This window comes from Streptomyces yangpuensis (assembly GCF_024666385.1).
Taxonomy (GTDB): domain Bacteria; phylum Actinomycetota; class Actinomycetes; order Streptomycetales; family Streptomycetaceae; genus Streptomyces; species Streptomyces yangpuensis.
The window spans coordinates 1,499,173-1,514,191 of the sequence record NZ_CP102514.1 but is presented as its reverse complement, the minus strand read 5'-3'; the positions used below and the strand labels follow the sequence as shown (position 1 = coordinate 1,514,191).

General features: G+C 72.9%; 15 protein-coding genes. 9 read left to right on the top strand and 6 right to left on the bottom strand.

The annotated features are described in order from the left end of the window. The first annotated feature begins 2 nt into the window (after positions 1-2). Together NRK68_RS07010 and NRK68_RS07005 are read left to right on the top strand one after the other, a co-directional pair. Complete coding sequence (locus tag NRK68_RS07010) at positions 3-539, top strand: arginine repressor (RefSeq protein WP_037925941.1); 537 nt, start codon at positions 3-5, stop codon at positions 537-539. Positions 540-644: 105 nt separating this feature from the next. Further along, entirely contained in the window at positions 645-1,583 is a 939-nt protein-coding gene (locus NRK68_RS07005) for a hypothetical protein (RefSeq protein ID WP_257855350.1), read from the top strand. Here the strand turns inward: NRK68_RS07005 and NRK68_RS07000 are convergent. Then, the gene (locus tag NRK68_RS07000) at positions 1,570-2,268 is read right to left on the bottom strand and encodes a L,D-transpeptidase family protein (protein WP_183067707.1); all 699 of its coding nucleotides are present in this window, start codon (positions 2,266-2,268) and stop codon (positions 1,570-1,572) included. The two genes, NRK68_RS07005 and NRK68_RS07000, sit on opposite strands and share 14 nt — an antisense overlap. A gap of 87 nt (positions 2,269-2,355) precedes the next feature. Further along, on the bottom strand, positions 2,356-3,831 hold the full coding sequence (locus NRK68_RS06995) for a hypothetical protein (protein ID WP_257855349.1): 1,476 nt from the start codon (positions 3,829-3,831) through the stop codon (positions 2,356-2,358). 241 nt (positions 3,832-4,072) lie between these two features. On the opposite strand from NRK68_RS06995, the gene argH reads away from it, so the two are divergent. After that, positions 4,073-5,503 (top strand): argininosuccinate lyase, encoded by a 1,431-nt coding sequence (gene argH, locus NRK68_RS06990; RefSeq protein ID WP_257855348.1) that lies wholly within the window; start codon positions 4,073-4,075, stop codon positions 5,501-5,503. A gap of 144 nt (positions 5,504-5,647) precedes the next feature. Here argH and NRK68_RS06985 read toward each other — a convergent pair whose 3' ends face one another. Continuing rightward, complete coding sequence (locus NRK68_RS06985; protein ID WP_183067632.1) at positions 5,648-6,820, bottom strand: hypothetical protein; 1,173 nt, start codon at positions 6,818-6,820, stop codon at positions 5,648-5,650. A 103-nt stretch (positions 6,821-6,923) separates the two neighbouring features. Then, entirely contained in the window at positions 6,924-7,433 is a 510-nt protein-coding gene (locus tag NRK68_RS06980; RefSeq protein WP_183067631.1) for an HAD domain-containing protein, read from the bottom strand. Positions 7,434-7,522: 89 nt separating this feature from the next. On the opposite strand from NRK68_RS06980, the gene NRK68_RS06975 reads away from it, so the two are divergent. The 3 genes from NRK68_RS06975 to NRK68_RS06965 all read left to right on the top strand — a co-directional run bounded on the left by NRK68_RS06975 (position 7,523) and on the right by NRK68_RS06965 (position 11,209). Continuing rightward, positions 7,523-8,074 (top strand): TetR/AcrR family transcriptional regulator, encoded by a 552-nt coding sequence (locus NRK68_RS06975; RefSeq protein ID WP_183067630.1) that lies wholly within the window; start codon positions 7,523-7,525, stop codon positions 8,072-8,074. After that, positions 8,071-9,615 carry an MFS transporter gene (locus NRK68_RS06970; protein ID WP_257855346.1) on the top strand — a complete coding sequence of 515 codons (1,545 nt, stop codon included), beginning with the start codon at positions 8,071-8,073 and terminating at the stop codon, positions 9,613-9,615. The genes NRK68_RS06975 and NRK68_RS06970 overlap by 4 nt, the downstream gene beginning before the upstream one ends. Before the next feature lie 118 nt (positions 9,616-9,733). Beyond that, positions 9,734-11,209: a membrane-associated oxidoreductase gene (locus tag NRK68_RS06965; protein WP_257855345.1), complete on the top strand. Its 1,476-nt coding sequence runs from the start codon at positions 9,734-9,736 to the stop codon at positions 11,207-11,209. 39 nt (positions 11,210-11,248) lie between these two features. On the opposite strand, the gene NRK68_RS06960 is transcribed toward NRK68_RS06965, so the two are convergent. After that, positions 11,249-11,938 (bottom strand): lysophospholipid acyltransferase family protein, encoded by a 690-nt coding sequence (locus NRK68_RS06960; RefSeq protein WP_183067627.1) that lies wholly within the window; start codon positions 11,936-11,938, stop codon positions 11,249-11,251. 244 nt (positions 11,939-12,182) lie between these two features. Here NRK68_RS06960 and NRK68_RS06955 point away from each other — a divergent pair, with 244 nt between their 5' ends. From NRK68_RS06955 to NRK68_RS06945, 3 genes are all read left to right on the top strand, one after another. Beyond that, positions 12,183-13,379 (top strand): glycerophosphodiester phosphodiesterase, encoded by a 1,197-nt coding sequence (locus NRK68_RS06955; RefSeq protein ID WP_257855343.1) that lies wholly within the window; start codon positions 12,183-12,185, stop codon positions 13,377-13,379. A gap of 73 nt (positions 13,380-13,452) precedes the next feature. Further along, complete coding sequence (locus tag NRK68_RS06950) at positions 13,453-14,040, top strand: RNA polymerase sigma factor (RefSeq protein ID WP_183067625.1); 588 nt, start codon at positions 13,453-13,455, stop codon at positions 14,038-14,040. 37 nt (positions 14,041-14,077) lie between these two features. Next, positions 14,078-14,584, top strand: a complete 507-nt coding sequence (locus tag NRK68_RS06945; protein ID WP_183067624.1) for a GNAT family N-acetyltransferase — start codon at positions 14,078-14,080, stop codon at positions 14,582-14,584. 25 nt (positions 14,585-14,609) lie between these two features. On the opposite strand, the gene NRK68_RS06940 is transcribed toward NRK68_RS06945, so the two are convergent. Next, the gene (locus NRK68_RS06940) at positions 14,610-14,936 is read right to left on the bottom strand and encodes a hypothetical protein (protein WP_308296336.1); all 327 of its coding nucleotides are present in this window, start codon (positions 14,934-14,936) and stop codon (positions 14,610-14,612) included. Positions 14,937-15,019: the final 83 nt, after the last annotated feature.

Genomic DNA, 15,019 nt, shown 5'->3' with positions numbered 1-15,019 from the left:
CGATGAGCCAGGCGCAGGACAACGAGCACGGCGGGCAGGCCGTCCCGCAGACCCGCACGGCGCGTCACCGCCGGATCGTGGACATCCTCAACCGGCAGCCGGTCCGCTCGCAGAGCCAGCTGGCGAAGCTGCTCGCGGACGACGGGCTGAGCGTCACCCAGGCGACGCTCTCCCGCGACCTCGACGAGCTGGGCGCGGTGAAGATCCGCAACACCGGCGGCGAGCTGATCTACGCGGTGCCCAGCGAGGGCGGTTTCCGCACCCCGCAGGCCCCGCTCGGCGAGTCCGCGAAGGAGGAGCGCATGCGGCGCCTCTCCGGTGAACTGCTCATCTCGGCGGAGGCCTCCGCGAACCTCGTGGTCCTGCGCACCCCGCCGGGCGCCGCGCAGTTCCTCGCCTCGGCCATCGACCAGGCCGAGCTGCGTGAGATCCTCGGCACGATCGCCGGCGACGACACCCTGATGCTGATCAGCCGGGACCCGGTGGGCGGCCAGGCCCTCGCCGACCACCTCCTGCGGCTGGCGCAGAAAGAAGGCTGAGCAGGGGGGCGGGTCAGGGGCCGTCAGGTCCGGTGCGGTCGGCTGCGGTCCGGTGCGCGAGAAATCCCGGTGCCGGACCGGAGCCCGCCCGCATAGCCTCGCGACGTGCGCCAATTCGCCCTCGCCGTCCTGGTGTCCGCCGTGACCGCCGCCGTCTACGCGCCCATCGCCCTGCTGTGGTGGCGCCGTGCGCGGGTCCGCGGCCGGACGCTCCGGCTCGTCGCCGCCGTCGAGCCGGAGTCGTACCACGCGGCCGTGCTGCGCGGTGAGGCCACCGAGGCGGCCGCCGCCGAACTCGTCCTCGGCGGATACCTCCGGATCGACGGGGAGGGGGCGGCGTTCCTGACCGAGCACGGCCGCGACCCCGCCCGTACGCCCGTCCATCCGCTGCCCGCCGCCCTGCTGGAGGCCGTCCGCCGGCACGATCCCGAGCCCGTTTCGATCGGCTGGATCCACTGGTGGGACGAGGACTACCCGGCGCGCCTGCGCGCGTACCGGCGCGAACGGGACGCCCTGCTGCCCGTCATCCCACGGATGCCCGGAGGCGAGCGGAACCCGCTGCTGGCCTGCTGTGGTTGTGCGGCTGTCGCCCTGGTGATGCTGTTCTGGCTGCTGGCGGGCGCGCTCCTGGTGACCGGTCGCCCGCAGGGCCTGCGGGAATGGGGCTGGACCGCGGTGGCCGCCTTCGGTCTGGCGGCGCTGCTGCTCGCCGAGAAGGCCTCCCGGACGGTCCGAGAGCGTACGGAGCCCGGCGACCCGCTGGGCGACCGGGTCCGCGCCGAGCCGCACCCGGCCCTCGCGGCGCTGGACGAGGAGCAGCGCACGCTCGTGCTGCGGAGCCTCGGCGAGCGGGACAGGTGGCGCGGCGTCGACACGATCGTCCACGAGGAAGCGGACGACGAGGGCGATGAGGACGACGAGGGCCACGAGGGCGACGACGAGTGGCTGGACGACAAGGTCTGGTGGGAGGACGCGTACGAGTACCGGGCCTCCGACGAGGACGAGCCCGACGCCACACCTCCCCGGCCCGCTAGTAGCGGGTGATCGCGAGCGGTCCGTCCTGCGTGCCGATCGCGATGTGCGGGCGCCGGTCCGGGTCCGCCCAGCGCAGGATCGCCCGCATGTCCCGCTCGGGCACCGAGACACAACCGGCCGTCGCGCCCTTGCCGTTGACGTGCAGGAAGATCCCGGCGCCCCGGCCGCGCACCGGCCGGTCGTAGTTGAAGGCGATCAGCAGCGCGTGCGCGTACTGCTTGTCGTAGGTGACCAGGTGCTCGGCCTCGCCGGGCGCGCAGTCCGCGGGCAGCGGCTCCACCCAGCGGTTGTAGGCGGCCGACGCGTTGTCCTGGCACCACCAGGAGTCCGCGGTCACCCGCCGGTAGCCGTACTCCGTCCCGGCCGGCGCCCGCCGGATCCCGAAGGCGTACGGCAGGGCGTACAGGCCCGCCGGGGTGGTGCCGGTGCCCTGCGTACGGGTCGAGCCCTCCGTGAGGCCGCCCGCCCCGAACCGGGCGGGCGCGCTCCCGGCCTGGTACCAGCGCCCGGCCCGCCGGTCCCACCAGGTCAGGCGGCCGGTCGTGGAGCCCGGCGCGGGCGCCACGGCGGTGATCAGCTGACTGCCGCCGCCGGTGTCGGCGAGCCGGGCGGGCAGCGGCCCGGGCGCGGCCCCGGCGCCCTGCGGGAGCAGGATGGTGGCGATCAGTGAGCCCGTGACAAGAGCGGTACGCAGCACGTCCCCGACGGTACGTGTCGGAAGGGGCGGCGGCGGTGCAGGCAGGCCGCGCGGGCTCGTCGCGATGCGCCCGGGCGGGGGAATTCACCTCCTGACGCCCAGCCGGTTGCGGCGCAGGCCGAGGTCGTGGTCGTGGAAGAGCTTCGCCGACCGTTCGAGCAGGGCCGCCAGTTCCGCGGTGTCCGCCTCCCCTGCGAACTGCGCCGGGTGCCACGCGCAGGCGCGCACCGCGGCCCGTGCCGTCTCGCGCGTCCTGGGGTGCCAGTCGTCGATCAGCGCGACGGACGCCCGGAGCGCGTGGATCCCGCCGCGGGCGCGCAGCAGCCGGAAGGCGGCGCGCCGGACGTGCAGCGGGCCCCGTACGCCCAGCCGCTCGGCGAGGTACGCGGGGTCCAGGCGCCGGACCGCCGGCAGCAGGGCCAGGCTCGCCTCGCGGGCCACGGACGGCGCCGGGTCGTCGAGCAGCGCCAGCAGGACGGAGTCCGCCACGACGGCCTCGCGGCGCCGCAGCCCGGCCAGCGCGGCGGCCCGGACCGGCCCGGCGGGGTGTGCCACGAGCCCGCGCAGCAGTTCCGTGTCCTCGCCGCGGCCGCACTCGGCGAGTCCGGTCACCGCGTACGGGGACGGCCCGGCGGGGTCGCAGACCAGCCAGCGGTAGTGCGCGTGGGCGTCTCCGCCGTCCTGGGCGACCAGCCAGCGGGCGCACGCCCGTACGAAGCCGGAACGGTCGGCGAGGTGCCCGGCGCCCTCGGCGGCGCGGCCGGCCCGGCGCAGCGCGGTGACCCCGGCGGCGCGCACGGCGGGGATCCTGGCGCCGGTCAGGAGGTCGATCACCGCGTCGTCCCCGGACCCGGGCGCGGCCATGGCGGCGTCGGTCCACAGCGCGGCCGTCGCCGGGTCGGGTTCGGCGGCGGCCCGACGGGCGCATGCCAGGGCGTCGGCCCGGCCGGGGCCGGTGAGGGCGAGCCGGACGGCGAACTGCCGGGCCCGCCGGTCGGGGCTATCCAGCAGTCCGGTGAGGACGGCGTCGGCCGGGCCGGCCGGACCGGCCGGACCGGCCGACGGCCCGGGCAGGTGCCACCAGGACGGCGCGGCGGCCTCGGCCTGCCGGCGCAGGGTCCCCTCGAACAGGTCCAGGATCCATCCGCCCCTGTCACGCCGTCCGAGCCGCAGCGCGAGCGGGGTCACCGCCCGGAGGGTGGATTCCGGGCGGGCGTGGAGGGTGCGTTCGACGAGGGCGCGGGCCCGGTCCCGTACGGGAGCGGCCCAGTCGGTGGTCAGGACCGCGACCAGCTCCACGGGGGCGTCCGGCTCGGCGAGGGCCGCCTCGCGGACCCACCCCCGCGGGTGGCAGAGCCGTAGCGCCGGGGGCGCGGGCACCGGGAACCGCCGCCCGCCGTGGCCCGTGCTGCGGATCTGCTCAGCGAAGGCCAGCCAGACGTCCGGACCCGCACCCGGCGGCGGCACCGAGGTGGCGGACCCGTCCATCAGCCCGTCGGCCAGGGCCCGCCCCGTCGCGGCATCGGTGCCGGGTTCCGTGCCGGGTCCCCTGCGGTTCATCTGGCGCCACCTCTCCCCAAGGCCGTTCGACCCTGATCGTAGGCGGCGGCCGAGGTCGCGGGCCCGCAATATCCGCCGCGCCCGCAGGGGTACGCGCCGCCATCGATTGACGAAACATACGGACCGATGCATAGTTATGCCTATCGCTGAACGTCGGCCCGCACGAAGACGGCCTCCCCGTTACCTCCGCGGCGGGGAGGCCGTTGCACATCCATACATGCAGTCATGAGGAGCAGTAGCTGTGAGCAGCAACAACGCTGGTGACGTCCGGCTCTGGGGCGGCCGGTTCGCCGACGGCCCCGCCGAGGCCCTCGCGAAGCTGTCCGCGTCGGTCCACTTCGACTGGCGCCTCGCGCCGTACGACATCGCCGGCTCGCGCGCCCACGCCCGCGTGCTGCACACGGCGGGGCTGCTCACCTCCGACGAGCTGGAGCGCATGATCGACGGCCTGGACCGGCTGGAGGCCGACGTCGCCGACGGCTCCTTCACCGGCACCATCGCCGACGAGGACGTGCACACCGCGCTGGAGCGGGGCCTGCTGGAGCGGCTCGGCGCCGAGCTCGGCGGCAAGCTGCGCGCCGGCCGGTCCCGCAACGACCAGGTGGCCACCCTCTTCCGGATGTACCTGCGCGACCACGCCCGGATCATCGGCGGCCTGATCGCCGACCTGCAGGACGCGCTGGTCGGCCTCGCGGAGAGCCACGCCGACGTGGCCATGCCGGGCCGCACCCACCTGCAGCACGCGCAGCCGGTGCTCTTCGCGCACCACGTACTGGCGCACGTGCAGTCCCTGTCCCGGGACGCCGAGCGGCTGCGGCAGTGGGACACGCGGACGGCGGTCTCGCCGTACGGCTCCGGCGCGCTGGCCGGTTCCTCGCTGGGCCTGGACCCGGAGGCGGTCGCCGCGGAGCTGGGCTTCGAGCGGGGCTCGGTGGGCAACTCGATCGACGGCACGGCCTCGCGCGACTTCGTCGCCGAGTTCGCCTTCGTCACCGCGATGATCGGGATCAACCTGTCCCGGATCGCCGAGGAGATCATCATCTGGAACACGAAGGAGTTCTCCTTCGTGACGCTGCACGACGCCTTCTCCACCGGCTCGTCGATCATGCCGCAGAAGAAGAACCCGGACATCGCGGAGCTGGCGCGCGGCAAGTCCGGCCGGCTGATCGGCAACCTGACGGGCCTGCTCGCCACGCTCAAGGCGCTGCCGCTGGCCTACAACCGGGACCTCCAGGAGGACAAGGAGCCGGTCTTCGACTCCTGCGACACCCTCGAGGTCCTGCTGCCGGCCTTCACCGGCATGATGGCCACGCTCACCGTCAACCGTGAGCGGATGGAGGAGCTGGCCCCGGCCGGTTTCTCCCTCGCCACCGACATCGCGGAGTGGCTGGTCAAGCAGGGCGTCCCGTTCCGGGTGGCGCACGAGGTGGCCGGCGAGTGCGTGAAGGAGTGCGAGGGGCTCGGTATCGAGCTGGACGAGCTGACGGACGAGCAGTTCGCGAAGATCTCGGAGCATCTGACCCCCGAGGTCCGCACCGTCCTCAACGTCAAGGGCGCGCTCGCCTCCCGCAAGGGCCGCGGCGGCACCGCCCCCTCGGCCGTCGCGGTCCAGCTGACCGAGCTGAAGGCCGATCTGGTCATCCAGCACGCCTGGGCGGTCCACAAGCAGTAGCCGTCCCCACAGTCACCGCCGCCCTGCGGCCCGCACGCCCGCCGGACGCGGGTCGGGGCCTGTACGTCCGCACGCGGCGGAATGCCCGGAGGGGCGGCCGGAGCACTGTGCTCCGGCCGCCCCTCCGGCGCGTCCGCCCCCGGCTCAGCCGAGCGGGTGGTCCGGCTCGTAGTTGGTCAGCACGCAGCCCTCGACCAGGGACTTCTCCAGCCGGTAGCCCGACGGGGCAGAGAAGCCGGGAATGCAGTTCAGGTACAGGAACTGCAGCTGGTAGAGGCCGTGACGGGAGGACGGGCTGTTGGTCTCGACGGCGATGTTCTGCCCGACGAGCAGCCGGCTCGCGGTCTGCCGGAGCTTGCCGTCGTCCTTGTAGTCGGCCAGCTGGGCGGCCTTCGCCCTGGTCTGGAGCAGCTTCATGTCCCCGACGGTGTCGAGCCAGCTCAGGTTCCGGGCGCGCTGCGCCCCGGCGGGCTCCCCGCACAGGGCCCGGCCCGTCACACCCCACTCCAGCGCGCTGCCCGTCACCACCGGCGCGTAGTCGATCGACTCGATCGCGACGGCTTCGGGGTCGGTCGAGAAGTGCTTCTCGCAGTCGAGGCTGTTGCCCACGAGCGTGCGCAGCTCGGCGATGCTGCCGGCGCGCGGGAGCCCGAGGCTGCCCGTCTTCGGCTGCCCCGCCTTCTCGCCCCCGCCCGCCGGGTCCTGGGGGGTTTCGAGATTGGGGCTGCCCGATCCGTCCTCGGATCCGACGAAGTCGCTGAGGTTGCAGTGCTCGACCAGCGGCTTCTCCCGCTTGTAGCCCTTGGGGACGGGGGCACCCGGGTTGCACGTCAGGACCCGCAGGTCGGAGCGGACCAGTGCGAGGGCCGTCTTGGTGCTCGTCGGGAACGCGACGAAGCCCTTGCCGATCAGGACCCGGCTCTCCAGCCCGTACGAGCCATCACCGCCGTCCATCCTGTCCAGGACGTACTTCTTGTAGCCCTCCTGGAACTGCTTCATGTCCGTGGGAACGGCGATGACGATCTCGCCCTGCCGGACCTTGTCGCTGCAGACGCCCAGCTCCTTCACCGACCACTGTCCGGCCTTGGGGAAGTCGGCCGCCGGTATCCGGGGGTCGTCGGGCCGATCGCTCAAGTCGTCGCAGTTGGCGAACTGGCGCAGGTACTGCTGGGCCGTGGTGAGCGGGCCCGTGTCGGTGGCCGTGGCCGAGGAGGACGCGGCGGCCGGTGTGGCCGGCTGCCCACCCTCCTCGCACGCGGCGAGTGGGGCGAGGCATCCGAGGGCGGCGGTCGCGGCGAGGATCCGCTGAAGGCGCATGGGTGGCTTTCGTCGGTACGGGTCTGGGGGGGCATGTGCATGCTAAGTCGCGGCCGGAGCGTGATCAAAAAACCGGTCCGCGGCGGCCGTTCGCCGCCGCACGTCACGCCGCCCAGTCCGCCAGCGCGTCGAAGTCCCCGCGGACCAGCCCGATCCGCTCGTCGATGCGCAGCAGCAGGGTCCGCGCGGGGTGGCGCTGGTCGACGTACTCGCGGTCCATCGCCGTGATGTCGTCGTCGATCCAGGCGAAGGGCCGCTCGCCGGCGTACTCCAGGATGTACTGGGTCTTCCAGAAGGTGCCGCGCGGTGCCCGGCCGTGCATCACCGGCCAGTCGATGAACGGGAGCCGGGGCAGCCCCAGGTGCGGGCCTATCCAGTCGTTGGCCTCGTCCTTCCAGGTGGTCGCCCAGACCAGCTCGTACGCGTCCGCGAGCGCGAGCAGCTCCGCGCCGTGGCCGTGATTCAGCCAGACCCGCAGCGGCTTCGCGCTCTCCTTCTCCGTCCAGCCGGCCGGCCGCATCCGGTGGGTGGAGTAGCCCGCGGGGCGGCGCTGCGGCTGGGCCGCGTAGGGGTTCAGCGGTCCGTCGACGTCGATCAGCAGCAGTGGCTTCATCTCGGCAGGATTCCGTTCCGGCCGCCCGGGGGCAGGCCATTTTTCGCAGGAATGAGACGTGGGTGTCTCATTCGGGGTATGCTTGTCTCATGGCCATGGATCGTGACCAGGTGCTCCGCGACGCGGCCGCCCTGCTCTCCCGTAAATCGACCGCCACGATGGACGAGGTCGCCCGTGCCGCCGGAATCGGCCGCGCGACCCTCCACCGGCACTTCGCCGGCCGCGACGCCCTCGTGCGCGCCCTCGAAGACCTCGGCATCCGCGCATTCGAGGTGGCGTTCGACCGTGCCCGCCTCGACCAGGGCACCGCGGTGGAGGCGCTCCGGCGCCTCGTCGCCGAGGCCGAACCCAACGCCCAGCTGCTGGCCTTCCTCGTCACCGAGAACCAGCTGTTCGAGGGTGACGAGGTCAACGAGGGCTGGGCCCGGCTCGACGCCCGCGTCATCGCCCTGTTCCGGCGCGGCCAGGAAGAGGGCGACATCCGGATCGACCTCAGCCCCGCCTGGCTCACCGAGGCCCTCTACGGCCTCATCGGCAGCTGCGCCTGGGCCGTCATGGACGGCCGGGTCGCCGCCAAGGACTTCCAATACATGATCACCGAGCTGCTGCTCGGTGGCGCCCGACGGAGTGTGGAGAAATGAGCCGTACCGAACAGCTGATACGTCCGACGGGGGTGGAGGAGAAGAGCCGCGGACGCTGGCTCGCGCTCTCCGTGCTCGTCCTGGCCGTGCTGCTCGTCGCGGTCGACGCCACGGTCCTCGGCCTTGCCACGCCCTCCCTCAGCGAAGACCTCAAGCCGTCCGGCACCCAGCTGCTGTGGATCGGCGACATCTACTCCTTCGTCATCGCCGGACTCCTGGTGTCCATGGGCTCCCTCGGCGACCGGATCGGCCGCAAGAAGCTGCTCCTCGTCGGAGCCACCGCCTTCGGCGCCGTCTCGGTCCTCAACGCCTACGCCACCAGCCCCGAGATGATGATCGTCGCCCGCGCCCTGCTCGGCGTGGCCGGCGCCACCCTCATGCCGTCCACCCTCGCGCTGATCCGCAACATCTTCACCGACCCCCGGGAGCGCAGCCTCGCCATCGGCATCTGGGGCGCCACCGCCTCGGCCGGCGCGGCCGTCGGCCCGGTCGTCGGCGGAGCCCTGCTCCAGCACTTCTGGTGGGGCTCGGTCTTCCTGATCAACCTCCCCGTCATGATCGCCCTGGTCCTCGTCGGCAGCAAGCTCCTTCCCGAGTCCAAGAACCCGGTCGCCGGCCCCTGGGACCTGCTCAGCGTCGGCCTCTCCCTCGTCGGGGTCATCGGTGTGGTCTACGCCGTCAAGGAAGCCGCCACGCACGGCATGACCTGGGAGGTCGCGCTCGCCGCGGTCCTCGGCGCGGCCGCGCTGTACGGCTTCGTCCGCCGCCAGTTCACCCTGCCGTCCCCCCTGCTCGACATGCGGCTCTTCCGCCACCGCGGCTTCTCCGGCGCGGTCCTCGCCGACCTGCTCACCGTCTTCGGACTCTCCGGACTGGTCTTCTTCCTCTCCCAGTTCCTCCAGCTCGTCCAGGGCCGCGGCCCGCTGGAGGCCGGCCTGGCCGAACTGCCCGCCGCCATCGGCGCGGTGGCCACCGGCCTGGTAGCGGGCCGGTACGCCCGCAGGTACTCGGTGCGCTCCGTCGTGACCGGCGGCCTCGCCGCCATCGGTGCCGCGCTGGCCGTCCTGACCGTGGTCCACAAGGAGAGCGGCTACCCGCTGCTCGGCGCCGCCCTCCTCGTCGTCGGCCTCGGCGCCGGCTTCTCCTTCACCGTCACCGCCGACGTGATCCTCTCCAGCGTGCCCAAGGAGCAGGCCGGATCGGCCTCCGCCGTCTCCGAGACGGCGTACGAACTCGGCGCCGCCCTCGGTATCGCACTGCTCGGCTCCATCGTCACCGGCGTCTACCAGGGCTTCACCGCCCCGGCCTCCGTCGGCGGGCCGGTGGCCGACGCCGCGCACGAATCCCTCGGCGGAGCCGTGGAGGCCGCCAGGACGCTGGACCCGGAGACCGCCGCCCACATGGTCGGCGCCGCCCAGGAGGCCTTCGTCGACGGTCTGCGCCTCGCCTCCGGCGTCGGCGCGGCCGTACTCCTGGCCACCGCCGCGGCCGCCTGGTTCCTGCTCCGGGGCCAGCGGCTCCAGGAGAGCGTCGAGCACTGACACTCGGACATCCGCCCGATCCGTCGCCTGACGAGCCCGCCGGCCGCACCTCCGCGTCAAGGGCCGGTGTCCCGGGACGAGTTGACAGCCCGTCGAACTCCGGGACACCATCCCCGCGATGGAGATCAACGATCTGACCCCGGCCGAGCGCCGCGTATGGGAGGCCTTCCCGCGCGGCGACGGAGTCGACTTCCGGGAGCACCCCGAGGACAGCTCCGTGGACGGAGCCGGCTGGGGACCCGGACGCACCCTGCGGGCCGAGGTGCTGCGCGCCCTCCTGCTGGGCGCCGCACCCGCCGTGGAGGGCCGGGTCGCCGGGCTCAAGATCAAGGGCGCGAGGATCGTCGGCAAACTCGACCTCCGCTACGCGGTGGTCGACCACCCCATCCGGATGCGCGACTGCTGGTTCGAACGCACACCGCTCCTGTACGGCGCCCAGCTCAAGGCCCTCGTCCTCGGCTACTCCACCCTGCCCGGCCTCACCGCGGCCACCCTGCGCGTCGACGTCGTCCTGCGGCTCTCCTGCTGCCGCATCAGCGGCCCCGTCCGGCTCCAGGGCGCCAAGATATCCGGCGGCCTCTTCCTGCAGGGCGCGGTCGTCGGACCCGTGACGGGTGAGGAGGCGGACGAGCCGCCGCTCCAGCTCAACCACGTGGAGATCGGCACCGACATCATCGCCAACGACCTGACCGTCCACGGCCAACTCCGCCTCAACGGCGCCGTCGTCGGCGGGCAGATCAACCTGGAGAACGCCCAGCTGCTCGCCCCGGACGGCACCGCCCTCCAGGCAGAGACCCTCACGGTCGGCACCAACCTCCACGCCGCCCGCGCCCGGACCCAGGGCCGCCTCAACCTCACCGGCTCCCGGATACCCGGCCGCCTCAACCTCGCCCACGCCGTCCTCGACAACCCGGGCGGCATCGCCCTGCGCGCCTCCAGCTGCACGGTCGGCGAGATGTGGCTGCCCGCCTGCGAGGACGTACGGGGCACGGTGAACCTGCGGCGTTCACAGTTCGACCTGCTGAACATGCGACCGGGGACCTGGCGGGACCCGCTGCGCCTGGACGGCCTGACCTACCGCGCACTGGGCCCCCACCTGCCCGCGCAGGAGCGGCTGGCCGCGCTGGAGACCGGTGAGCCCGGATACCTCCCGTACCCGTACGAGCAGCTGGCCGCGGCCTACCGTACGGCGGGCGACGAGGAGGCGGCCCGTACGGTCATGCTCGCCAAACTGCGCAGGCACCGCCGCACACTGCCCCGGCACGCACGCCTGTGGGGGCTCCTCCAGGACGCGACCGTCGGCTACGGCTTCCGGCCGCTGCGCGCGGCGGGCTGGCTGACGGCGCTGCTGCTCACCGGGGCGATCGCGTTCGCGCTCCAGCCCCCGCGCCCGCTCAAGCAGGGCGAGGCGCCGGACTTCAACGCCGTCTTCTACACCATCGACCTGATGCTGCCGATCATCGGTTTCGGCCAGGAACAGGCCTTCGCGCCGAGCGGCTGGCACCAGTGGCTGTCGTACCTGCTGATCGTGACCGGCTGGATCCTGGCCACCACGACGGCGGCGGGCGTCAGCCGGTCACTGAGGCGGCAGTGAGACCGTGAGGACCCGAAGGACCCCGGTGGACCGCAGGTACTACGCGGCCTTCGCCTTGGTCGCGTACATGTCGACATACTCCTGGCCCGAGAGCCGCATGACCTCGGCCATCACCGAGTCCGTGACGGCACGCAGCACGTAGCGGTCGCGGTCCATGCCCTCGTAGCGGGAGAACTCCATCGGCTCGCCGAAGCGGACGGTGACCCGGCCCGGACGCGGCATGCCGGCGCCGCCGGGCTGGAGCTTGTCGGTGCCGATCATCGCGAACGGCACCACGGGGGCGCCGGTCATCAGGGTGAGGCGGGCGATGCCGGTGCGGCCGCGGTAGAGCCGGCCGTCGGGGGAGCGGGTGCCCTCGGGGTAGATGCCGAAGATCTTGCCCTCTTCGAGGATCCTGCGGCCGGTCATCAGGGCCGCGACCCCGCCGTTGGCACCGTCACGGTCGACGGGGATCATGCCGGCGCCGGTGAAGAACCACGCCATGAGCCGGCCCTTGAGCCCCTTGCCGGTCACGTACTCGTCCTTGCCGATGAAGTGGACCGTGCGGTCGCACACCAGCGGCAGGATCATGGAGTCGATGAAGGTGAGGTGGTTGCCCGCCAGAATCACCGGCCCGGAGCCGGGGATGTTCTCGACGCCCTCCACGCGGGTGCGGAACATCGTGCGCATGACCGGTCCGACAGTGGCTTTGATGAGCTTCGTACGGAACAACGTGGGCCCCTCCGGCATCGAAAAGCGGCTCGCGCTCCCACCACTCGGCGGTAGCGCAGGTGAGGACGATACTCGTGGGTCAGCTCCGAGCGCACATCGGGTTCACGTGTCGGATACGTAATGTTGACGCGCGTTTTCGCCAAGTTCCCCGGCTGGGCCCGAGAGGCACCCCCTGCGGTCACCCCCCTTTGCCTACCATCGGCACCCCGATCACGGCCTTCACGGCTACGGCCTCACGGCCTTCACGACGAGGAGTGGCAGCATGACGCAGGGTGGGGCAGCGCGGCGCACGGTCCTGGGAGCGGCGGTCCTGGCGGCGGGGACGGGGATCACCGGCCTCGCGGCGGGACCGGCCTCCGCGGCGGGGGCGTCCCCGGAGTCTTCGCCGTCGGCCGCGTCCGCCGCTGACGGCGCGGGCGGCTTCCGGGGCCTGCCGTACCCCACGGTCATAGGCCACCGCGGCGCCAGCGGCTACCGGCCGGAGCACACGCTCGGCTCGTACCAGCTGGCCCTCGACCTGGGCGCGGACGTTATCGAGCAGGACCTGGTCCCCACCCGGGACGGCCACCTGGTGTGCCGCCACGAGAACGAGATCGGCGGCACCACCGACGTCGCCGACCACCGCGAGTTCGCCTCCCGGCGCACCACCAAGTCCGTCGACGGGGTCCAGGTCACCGGCTGGTTCACCGAGGACTTCACCCTCGCCGAGCTGAAGACCCTGCGCGCGAAGGAACGTATCCCCGCCGTCCGCCAGCGCAACACGCTCTACGACGGCCAGTGGGCGGTCCCCACCTTCGAGGAGGTGCTCCGCTGGGCCGACCGCGAGGGCAGGCGGCGCGGCCAGCGGATCTGGCTGCACGTCGAGACCAAGCACCCCAGCTACTTCCGGGACCTGGGCCTCGGCCTGGAGGAGCCCCTCGCCCGGCTGCTGCGCCGGTACCGCCGCGACGGGCGGGACGCCGCCGTCTTCCTCCAGTCCTTCGAGCCCTCCAGCATCCAGCGGCTCTCCCGGCTGGTCTCCGCGCCCCGCGTGGTCCTGCTCTCCGCCGCGGGCACCCGCCCCTGGGACTTCGAACAGGCGGGAGACCCGCGCACCGTCGCCGACCTGGTCAAGCCCGAGGGCCTCAAGTGGATCGCCGGCTTCGCCCAGGGCATCGGCCCCACCATGGACCTGATCATCCCGCGCGACGCGGCCGGCCGGCTCGGCACCCCCACCACCCTGGTGAAGGACGCCCACGCCCGCGGCCTGCTGCTGCACCCCTACACCGCACGCAACGAGAACAGCTTCCTGCCCGCCGAATACCGCAGGGGAACGGACCCGGCCGCCTACGGGGACGCCCTCGGCGCCTTCCGTACCTACTTCGAGCAGGGCATCGACGGGATCTTCACCGACAACCCGGACACCGGACTGCTGGCCGCCGAGGCCTTCCGCCCGGGCCGGCGCCCCGTCAACCGCTGAGCACCGCTTCCCGAACGAGTGGGCCGCGCCGGGCGGGGAAACCGCCGGGCCCGGCCCACTCGTCCCGCTCGGCATGGACCTGCTGAAGGACCCCGACCTCGTGAACGAACTGGGCCCGCTGCTCTCCGCCGAGGCTGCGGCGGAGGCCCCGGCCGCCGGAATGGACGCGGCCGACCTCGAACAGGCCGTCTGGGTCAGGCTGCTGGAGAGCGGCCGGCGCGCCCCCGATCCCGCCGACCCGGCCGAGCCGGCCCGCTGGCTGCGCCGTGCGGTACGGGCCGAGGCCCGGCTCGCCCGGCGCCGGGCGCAGCGCGAGATCCCCTACGACCACCGCCGCACCCCCGCGGACGCCCGCCGGCGCCGCTTCACGGACACCGGCCCGCGGACCGGCGCCGTCTCCGGGCCGGCGCCCGAAGACGCCCTGCTGCACGGGGAGGAGAACCGCGCACTCCGATCGGCCGTCGCCCGGTTGCCCGGGCGCTGTCCCGAGCTGATGCGGGCACTTCTTTCGCCCAGAGACCTCACATACCGTGAAATCGCAGGAGAGTTGGGTATCTCACAAGGAAGTTTAGGGCCTGTACGTTCCCGTTGCCTGGGATGTCTGCGCAGAATGCTCGCGGCAGAGGTTGCGGCTCCTGGCCTTCGGGGAAGGGAGCGGTAGACCAACGGGCTACCAGGTGAGCTGGAGGCATGCGCACATGGGCATGAGCGTGACCATTTCGGCGGCGGTCGCCGAGGACGCCGAGCAGATCTTCAAACTGCAGTACCTGGCCTTCCAGCGCGAGGCCGAGCTGTACGGCAACTACCTCATCCAGCCGCTCACCCAGTCCCTGGACTCCCTGAAGGGCGAGCTGGCGACGGACACCGTCCTGGTGGCCCGGCTCGGCGACGAGATCGTCGGCACCGTCCGCGGCAGCGTGGACGAGGAGGGCACCGCCAAGATCGCCAAGCTCTGCGTCCACCCGCGCCTGCAGGGCCACGGGCTCGGCGCGCGCCTGCTGCGCGCCGTGGAGGAAGCCCTCGCGGGCCCCGGCACCGCCACCCGCTTCCGTCTGCACACCGGTCACAAGAGCGAGTCCAACCTGCGCCTCTACCGCAAGGCCGGCTACGTCAGGGTCGGCGGGCGCACGGCGTCCGACGGCGTGCAGCTGGTGATCCTGGAGAAGGAAGCCAAGGACCCGACCGACTTCGCGGTCAGCGCCTGAGGGCGACCCTGAACCGGCGTCGGGCTCAGCGCCTGCGCAGCCAGAGCATCCCGGTGACCGGCAGGATCACCGGGATGAACAGGTAGCCCAGCCCGAACTGCGACCAGACGGTCGTGTCGGGGAAGGACTCCGGGCGCAGCAGGGTCCACGTACCCACCGTCAGCACGCCCGCGAGTTCCACGGCGCAGCACACCAGCGCCGCCCTGCGCGCCGCCTCACCGCCGCGCACCAGGGAGTACGTGATGAACGCGTAGGCCAGCGCCGCCACCGCGGACAGCGAGTAGGCCAGCGGCGCCCGGTCGAACTCGGTCGAGATCTGGAAGGCCGAGCGGGAGACCGCGCCCACCACCATCACCCCGTACAGCCACACCAGCAGCAGCCCGGGCCCGGAGACCAGCCGCTTGCGCCCGGCGGGAGTGGCGGTCGTCGTGTCAG

Excerpts from the sequence above, each read along its gene's own strand:
- NRK68_RS06945 (WP_183067624.1), top strand. The coding sequence starts at position 14,078 with ATGGGCATGAGCGTGACCATTTCGGCGGCGGTCGCCGAGGACGCCGAG.
- NRK68_RS06960 (WP_183067627.1), bottom strand. The coding sequence starts at position 11,938 with ATGCCGGAGGGGCCCACGTTGTTCCGTACGAAGCTCATCAAAGCCACT.
- NRK68_RS06995 (WP_257855349.1), bottom strand. The coding sequence starts at position 3,831 with ATGAACCGCAGGGGACCCGGCACGGAACCCGGCACCGATGCCGCGACG.
- NRK68_RS06970 (WP_257855346.1), top strand. The coding sequence starts at position 8,071 with ATGAGCCGTACCGAACAGCTGATACGTCCGACGGGGGTGGAGGAGAAG.
- NRK68_RS06955 (WP_257855343.1), top strand. The coding sequence starts at position 12,183 with ATGACGCAGGGTGGGGCAGCGCGGCGCACGGTCCTGGGAGCGGCGGTC.
- NRK68_RS06950 (WP_183067625.1), top strand. The coding sequence starts at position 13,453 with ATGGACCTGCTGAAGGACCCCGACCTCGTGAACGAACTGGGCCCGCTG.
- NRK68_RS06965 (WP_257855345.1), top strand. The coding sequence starts at position 9,734 with ATGGAGATCAACGATCTGACCCCGGCCGAGCGCCGCGTATGGGAGGCC.
- NRK68_RS06940 (WP_308296336.1), bottom strand. The coding sequence starts at position 14,936 with ATGGTGGTGGGCGCGGTCTCCCGCTCGGCCTTCCAGATCTCGACCGAG.
- NRK68_RS06975 (WP_183067630.1), top strand. The coding sequence starts at position 7,523 with ATGGCCATGGATCGTGACCAGGTGCTCCGCGACGCGGCCGCCCTGCTC.
- NRK68_RS06980 (WP_183067631.1), bottom strand. The coding sequence starts at position 7,433 with ATGAAGCCACTGCTGCTGATCGACGTCGACGGACCGCTGAACCCCTAC.
- NRK68_RS06985 (WP_183067632.1), bottom strand. The coding sequence starts at position 6,820 with ATGCGCCTTCAGCGGATCCTCGCCGCGACCGCCGCCCTCGGATGCCTC.
- NRK68_RS07010 (WP_037925941.1), top strand. The coding sequence starts at position 3 with ATGAGCCAGGCGCAGGACAACGAGCACGGCGGGCAGGCCGTCCCGCAG.